Origin of the sequence: Amycolatopsis albidoflavus, assembly GCF_039525725.1 — a bacterium.
GTDB classification, from domain to species: domain Bacteria; phylum Actinomycetota; class Actinomycetes; order Mycobacteriales; family Pseudonocardiaceae; genus Amycolatopsis; species Amycolatopsis albidoflava.
Window position 1 is genome coordinate 390716 of sequence record NZ_BAAAHV010000021.1, and the last position, 6694, is coordinate 397409.

The following is a 6694-nucleotide window of genomic DNA, read 5'->3' on the forward strand; positions in this document are numbered from 1 at the left end:
TGGACTCCGGTAAAGATACTGGTGAGTTGGCTTAACCTGCAGCGGCCATTCGGCGGAGCACCCAGGTGCGGACCAGGCCCGCGCTGACTCCGGAGAGTGCCAAAACTGCCACCAGAACTGGCCAGTCCAACCCGTTCGTGTGGTTGCCACCGGTGCCGGGCAACGCTTCGGCATTACCGGCGTTCTGGATCGTGCGGTCGCCGCCCGAGGTGCCGTCCGGGTTGGAAACGCCGTACTGCGGCGCGTAACCCGGGATCTGGCTGCCGTAGCGCAGTGAGGGCGACGGGCTGAACAATCCGGCCATCGCCATCGGGATGCCGCTGTAATCGCGCATCGGCGCGTATCCGGTGCTGTAGCCGTACGACAGATTGCTGAAATTCGGCAGGAAAGCCGAGAACGGCGCGGCTCCTCCGCCGGCGCCCCCGAAATCGCCGAGGACCGGGCTGTTCGAGCCCGGCATCTGGGATTGCTGCCCTGGCGAGCCGCCCTGCTGCGGGTTGCCGCCATTGCTGCCGGACGGCGGCTGCTGCGGGTTCGGGCCCGGGTTTTGCTTGCCTGGCTGGTTGCCGCTGAAGCCCTGGCCGACGGCGGCGACGCCCTGCTGCACCGCGTTGGTGCCGCCCGCGACCGCGCCGTTGACCGCGCTCGCGGCCGGTGCGCCGACCACCGGGACCGGCGCGACGACGGTGTTCACCACGTTCACCGTGACCTTGCAGAGCGTGCCGAGTACCGAGTTGATGGTGCCGGTGAGCACGCCCGAGACCTGGCCGACGATGCCGAGATCGATCGGGAGGCCGAGCAGCGGGGTGGTCGCCTGGACGTGGTCGCCGGGATGCGCCGTGATGGTGGAACCGCAGGTCGCGGTCAGCGTGCCCGCCGACGCGGTGCCTGGGGCGGCGAGCGCGGCGGAGCCGGCCAGGACGAAAGCGGCGGCGCCCACTGCGGTTGCCCTCCGTGCCCGGTGCTGCTGCATGGCCGTCGACCCTTTCGCCGCGTCCGTTGTACCTGCCTTGCTGAGGACAACGACGGTAACGAAGACGAGTAACGCCCGCCTCCCCTCCGAGGTCAGGCATTCGGGTGGAAGCGGGCGCTACTGAGAGTCAGGGGTCAGGCGGGCTTGCGGCGCAGCCAGGCGCGCACCAGCGCGGCGGCCACCATCGCGAGCGCCAGCACGGCGATCAGCAGCGGCAGCCGGGCGGGCGGGTTGGCCGCGGGCAGCGCCTCGGCGGTGCCGGACTTCTTCGCGTCGACCGTCGGCACCTGGTCCGGCTGCGGCAGCTGGCCCGGGACGACCTGGGTGACGAGCGGGGCCTGCACGAAGCTCGCCGGGAGCATCGCGGCTCCGGTGAAAATGCCGGACACCGAGTCGAGACCGGACAACCCGTCGACCGAGGTCACCGGGCCGAGCGTGTCGCCGCCGGGGACGGGCTGGCCCGGGCCGCCGGGGCCGGGAGCCGGGGACGGCGGGTTGGGCTTCGGCGGCTCGGGAGTCGGCTGCGGGCCTGGGGGCGGGGTTACCGGGAGCCCGCCGACCAGGCCCTGGGTCGCGTTGCCGACGCCGTTCGCCGCGGCCTGCACAAACGGGCAGGTGTCCTTCGCGGCCGTGTCGCCGACCGCTGGGACCTCGCCGACGCCCAGTGCCCGGACGGTGTCGCCGACCGGGAGCGCGAGCGCCGGGGCCTTGCCGTCGGTCTGCTTCGCCTTCGAATCGAGGCCGACCGTGAGCCGGTTCGGCGCGTTGAGCGGAGCGCCCGCGTCGAGCGCGAGGCCGTTGCCGTTCTTGCCGTTCTGCAGGGTGGATTCGCAGTCGCCGGTCACCGTGGGGCTGGGATCCGCGGAGGCGGTGGCGGGGAACGTCAGAACCGCAGACAGCAGCGGCGCCGCGAGCGCGACCCCCAGTGCGGTCATCCGTCCAGCGCGCTTCCGCATGCCTTCCTCCCCCGACTTGCTCACTCCGAATGGATCACGGAACGCGCTCACGGTACTCCACGAGCGTCACCAACTCGGGCGGAAGGGGGAGATTCGCCCGGTAGTAGCGTCAGGGCATGCAGATTGGCGCCCATGTCCGCGACGACGATCCGCTGGCCGCCGTCGCCGAGCGAGAAGCCGACGTCGTCCAGTTCTTCCTCTCCGACCCGCAGGGGTGGAAAGCACCGAAACCGCATCCGCACGGCGAGGAGATCAAGGCCTCCCCGGTCGAGGTGTTCATCCACGCGCCGTACCTGATCAACGTCGCGTCCAAGAACAACCGGATCCGCATCCCGTCCCGCAAGAACGTCACCCAGCACGCCGACGGAGCCGCCGCGATCGGCGCGAAGGGCCTGATCGTGCACGGCGGGCACGTCGGCGCGGGCGACGACGTCGAGGAAGGCTTGGTCAACTGGCGCAAGCTTTTCGAGCGCGAGGCGGAGAAGGGCGGCTTCGCGGTGCCGATCCTGATCGAGAACACCGCGGGCGGCGACAACGCGATGACCCGCGAACTCGACGTGATCGCCCGGCTGTGGGACAAGGTCGGCGAGTTCGGCGCGGGCTTCTGCCTCGACACCTGCCACGCCTACGCGGCGGGCTGGGACCTGGCGACCGCGGTGGAGAAGGTCAAGGCCATCACCGGCCGGATCGACCTGGTGCACTGCAACAACTCCCGCGACGAGCACGGTTCCAACCGCGACCGGCACGCGTCGGTGGTCGACGGCGACGGCACGATCGAACCGGAGCTGCTCGCCGAGGTCGTGCGCCAGGCGGGCGCGCCGGTGGTCGTCGAGACGCCGGGCGAAGGCCAGGCCGCCGACATCGCCTACCTGCGCAAACAACTCGCCTGAGAGCCGTGAAGGACTCCTTGCGGGAATTCCCCCAAGGAGTCCTTCACGGATCACGAGACCGGCTGCTGAGCGTGAGCGGCGGAGCGGCGGAAGGCGGCGAAGGTGACCTTGTCGCGGGCCCGCTCCAACACGCCGCCCGCCGGGTCGTCGTCGCCGGAGAGCCGGACCAGGTCGGTGCGCGGACGGTAGATCTCGCGGATCACCAGCACGCACAAGCCAACGACGGCGAGGTCGCGGATCACGACGCCGCCGAGGAACCAGCCCGCGGGCAGTCCTTTGTGGTCGACCCCGAGGTAATAGAACATCCGCGGCGCCCACACCGCCGCGTCGATGACCATCCAGCCCAGCAGCAGCCGCCAGCGCGGGATCGCCAGCACCGCCAGCGGGACGAGCCACAGCGAGTACTGCGGGCTCCACACCTTGTTCGTCAGCAGGAACGCCGCCACGACAAGGAAGGCCAGCTGCCCGAATCTCGGCCGCCTCGGCGCGGTGAGCGCGACGTACGCGATTCCGGCGCAGCAGAGCACAAACAGCACCGCGACCACGATGTTCAGCACGGCCGGGGTCTGTCCTTTTTGGAGCACTCCGTCGAAGCCCGCCCAGCCGGTGACGTAGGAGACGACGTTGTAGAGCGAATCCGGGTCCATCGGCCGCAACGTGTTGAGCCGGAAGAACTCCCACCAGCCGCGCGGCGCGGCCACGATGAACGGGACGTTCACCACCAGCCAGGCCAGCACGGTGAACGCCGCGGTCCGGCTCCACGCGCGCAGTTTCCCGGCGCGCAGGCACAACAGGAACAGCACCCCGACCAGTAACAGCGGATACAGCTTCGTGGCGACGCCTAGTCCAAACAGGACTCCGGCGACCTCCGGGCGTTTTCGCGACCACGCCAGGATCCCGGCGGCGGTGGCCGCGGTGGCGAGTGCGTCGAAGTTGGTAAAGGTATGGACCAGCACCAGCGGCGAGATGGCGACGAGCACCGCGTCCCACGGCCGGCGTTTCGTCGTCCGCCCGGTGGCCCACACGGTGACCAGCCAGGCGAGCGCCAGCCAGAACGCGGAGATGTTGAAGTAGATCGCCACCGGAAGCGCGCCGGGCAGCCAGCCCGCGTTCGCGACCGACGTCCAGCCCGCCGCGAGCTTCGCGTTGATCCACTGGAACAGGCCGGTGACGACCGGGTACTCCATGTACCGGGTCTGGTTCTCCGCGGTCTGCGAATCCTCCTGCCATGACGTGACGTAGGGGAAGGTGTGCGCGTCGTCGAGCTTTTCCGAGCTGTAGAGCGGGACGATGTCGGAGTAGCACATCGCGACGAACGGACGGCCCGAGCGCCAGTCGAGCTGGTGCACGCCGTTGGAATCGCTGTACTGCTGGATGCACGACGCCTTGCCGAACCAGCACACCACGAGCGCGAGCACGGCCATCGCGAGCCCGACGCGCTGCGGCGACCAGAACCACTGCCTGCCCACCGCCGCGTGCGCGCCGATCGGACCGCCGACGGGTCTCGTCGCCGCGGCCACCAGCGGGTCGTGGCGGCTGGGGGCGATTCGCTCCGCCGGGGTGAGCGTGCGGGGAGCCGAATCCGGCTCGTCGGCGGGGTCGGAGACGCGGGACACGTCGGGATGCTATCGGTCCGGGGGTGGGCTGCCGGTCATTTCGGATCCTCGTAGAACCCGGCAAGCACCTCGAAAGCCGCGCCGAGGGCCACCGCTTCCTCGTCGAGATCGCTCAATTCGACGTCGATGCGCTGCCAGTACGGCACCGGCAGCAGGTCGCGCAGCTGCTGCGAGACCGTTTCGCGGTAGACCTCGGGCGCGCCGCGGATCGTCCGTCCGAACAGGACGATCCGCTCGAGATCGAGCACCTGCACCAGGTCGGCGAGCCCGATGCCGAGCAGCCGGGCGGCGTCGTGCGGGGTGCCCGCGGCGCGGTGCATGACCTCGACGCAGCCGCGGCGGCCGCAGGCGCAGCGCGGTCCGGCGTACGCGATGGTGGTGTGGCCGAACTCACCCGCGTTGGTGCGCGGGCCTCGGTAAACGCGTCCGTCGATCAGCAGTCCGACGCCGATTCCGGTGCCGACGAGCACCACCGCGGTCGCCGCCGAGGTTTCCTCCGGCCAGGCGTGCGCGAAGGCGGCGGAGTTGGTGTTTTTGTCCAGCGTGACCGGCAACCCGGTGCGTTCGGCGAGCAAATCGCGCAGCGGGACGTCGTGCCAGCCGGGCATGTTCGTGGCGTCGCGGACGCGGCCCGCGTGGTGGTCGAGCGGTCCCACCGCGCCGACGCCGAGCCCGAGCACGCGCGCCGGATCGAGGTCGGCGACCAGTTTGCGCACGCCGTCGGCGATCGCGGTCACCGCGGCCTCCGGGCTGAAGCCGATCGGCAGCGGGCCTTCCACGATGTCCTCGACCTCGCCGGTCAGGCCGGTGCGCAGCACGAGGTAGCCGTCCCGGTCGAGCTGCGCGCCGAGTGCGCAGCGGGCTTCCGCGCGCAGCCGCAGCATCGTGCGCGGTTTGCCGACCCCGGCCGCGGGTGCGCGTTCGACGTCCAGCAGCCCTTCGGGAAGCAGGTCGGACACGATTTTCGACACCGCCTGCTGGGTCAGCCCGGACCGCTGCGCCAGCTCGACCCGGCTCAGCCCGCCCGCGCGCAGGATGTGCCCGAGCAGCAGCGCGCGGTTGTGGCGTCGCAGCCCGCGCAGGTTGACGCCGGTTTCCGCCATCGGCCGATCATCTCGGACGGGTGGCCTATTACGCAACAGTGTTGTTTAATGGGGGTCATGGCTGATGACGCGCGGGTCGGCATCCTCGGGTACGGGATCGGCGGCCGGATCTTCCACGCGCCGCTGGTCGCGGCGACGCCGGGCCTGGTCCCGGCCGTGCTGGTGACCGCGAACCCGGACCGGGCCGCGCAGGCGCGCGCCGAGCATCCCGGTGCCGAAGTGGTCCCGGACGCGGACGCGCTTTTCGCCCGCGCGGGTGATCTCGACCTGATCGTGGTGACCACGCCGAACCGGACGCACGTGCCGCTCGCCCTCCGCGCGATCGAGGCCGGCATTCCGGTGGTCGTGGACAAGCCGTTCGCGCCGACCGCGGCGGAGGCGCAGCAGGTCGTCGACGCGGCGAAGGCCAAGGGAGTCGGCCTCACGGTGTTCCAGAACCGCCGGTGGGACTCGGATTTCCGCACCGTCGGCAAGGTGCTCGACTCCGGTCGCCTCGGCGAGGTCTTCCGCTTCGAATCCCGCTACGACCGCTGGGTGCCGAAAATCAAGGACAACTGGCGCGAGTTCGGCGACCCGGCCGAGGCCGGCGGTCTGCTCTACGACCTCGGCGCGCACATCGTCGACCAGGCGCTGCAGCTGTTCGGCCCGGTCACCCAGGTCTACGCGGAGGTCGACCGCCGCCGCCCCGGCGTGCAGGTGGACGACGACGTGTTCGTCGCTCTGCACCACGCGAACGGCGTGCGCTCGCACCTGTGGTCGTCAGCGCTCGCCGGCACCCGCAACCCGCGGTTCCGCGTGCTCGGCGATCAGGCGACATTCACCAAATACGGCCTCGATGTCCAGGAACCGCAGATCAAAGCCGGTCTCCGCCCCGGCGACGACGGCTGGGGCGTGGAGCCGGAAAGCGACGCCGGACGGCTCGGCGTGAACGACGAAACCGAACTCGTGCCGACCGAAACCGGTTGCTACGAAGCGTTTTACGCCCAGGTCCGGGACGCGCTGCGCGGCGAGGCGGACTTCCCGGTCGACCCGGCGAGCGCGGTCGAGCCGTTGCGCGTGATCGAAGCGGCGCACCGCTCGGGTGCCGAAGGCCGCGTGATCACGCTCGGCGGCTGAGGCCGCCCCTGAACGGCCGTGGCCGCGACGGACTCCCCCC

The 6694-nt window shown here is 70.8% G+C and carries 6 protein-coding genes; 2 read left to right on the plus strand and 4 right to left on the minus strand.

All coding sequences use genetic code 11. The features are described 5' to 3' along the window. Positions 1–31 precede the first annotated feature (31 nt). Both ABD156_RS32475 and ABD156_RS32480 read right to left on the minus strand, forming a co-directional pair. Complete coding sequence (locus tag ABD156_RS32475) at positions 32–940, minus strand: hypothetical protein (protein ID WP_344282611.1); 909 nt, start codon at positions 938–940, stop codon at positions 32–34. A gap of 167 nt (positions 941–1107) precedes the next feature. Further along, positions 1108–1929: a hypothetical protein gene (locus ABD156_RS32480; RefSeq protein WP_344282613.1), complete on the minus strand. Its 822-nt coding sequence runs from the start codon at positions 1927–1929 to the stop codon at positions 1108–1110. A gap of 116 nt (positions 1930–2045) precedes the next feature. Between ABD156_RS32480 and ABD156_RS32485 the strand changes: the two genes are divergently transcribed. Beyond that, entirely contained in the window at positions 2046–2819 is a 774-nt protein-coding gene (locus ABD156_RS32485; protein WP_037809070.1) for a deoxyribonuclease IV, read from the plus strand. A 50-nt stretch (positions 2820–2869) separates the two neighbouring features. Here ABD156_RS32485 and ABD156_RS32490 read toward each other — a convergent pair whose 3' ends face one another. Further along, complete coding sequence (locus ABD156_RS32490; RefSeq protein WP_344282618.1) at positions 2870–4435, minus strand: glycosyltransferase family 87 protein; 1566 nt, start codon at positions 4433–4435, stop codon at positions 2870–2872. A gap of 35 nt (positions 4436–4470) precedes the next feature. Beyond that, positions 4471–5538 carry an ROK family transcriptional regulator gene (locus ABD156_RS32495; protein WP_344282620.1) on the minus strand — a complete coding sequence of 356 codons (1068 nt, stop codon included), beginning with the start codon at positions 5536–5538 and terminating at the stop codon, positions 4471–4473. 57 nt (positions 5539–5595) lie between these two features. On the opposite strand from ABD156_RS32495, the gene ABD156_RS32500 reads away from it, so the two are divergent. Beyond that, a complete protein-coding gene (locus ABD156_RS32500; RefSeq protein ID WP_344282622.1) occupies positions 5596–6654 on the plus strand; it encodes a Gfo/Idh/MocA family oxidoreductase in 1059 nt (352 codons plus the stop codon). Positions 6655–6694: the final 40 nt, after the last annotated feature.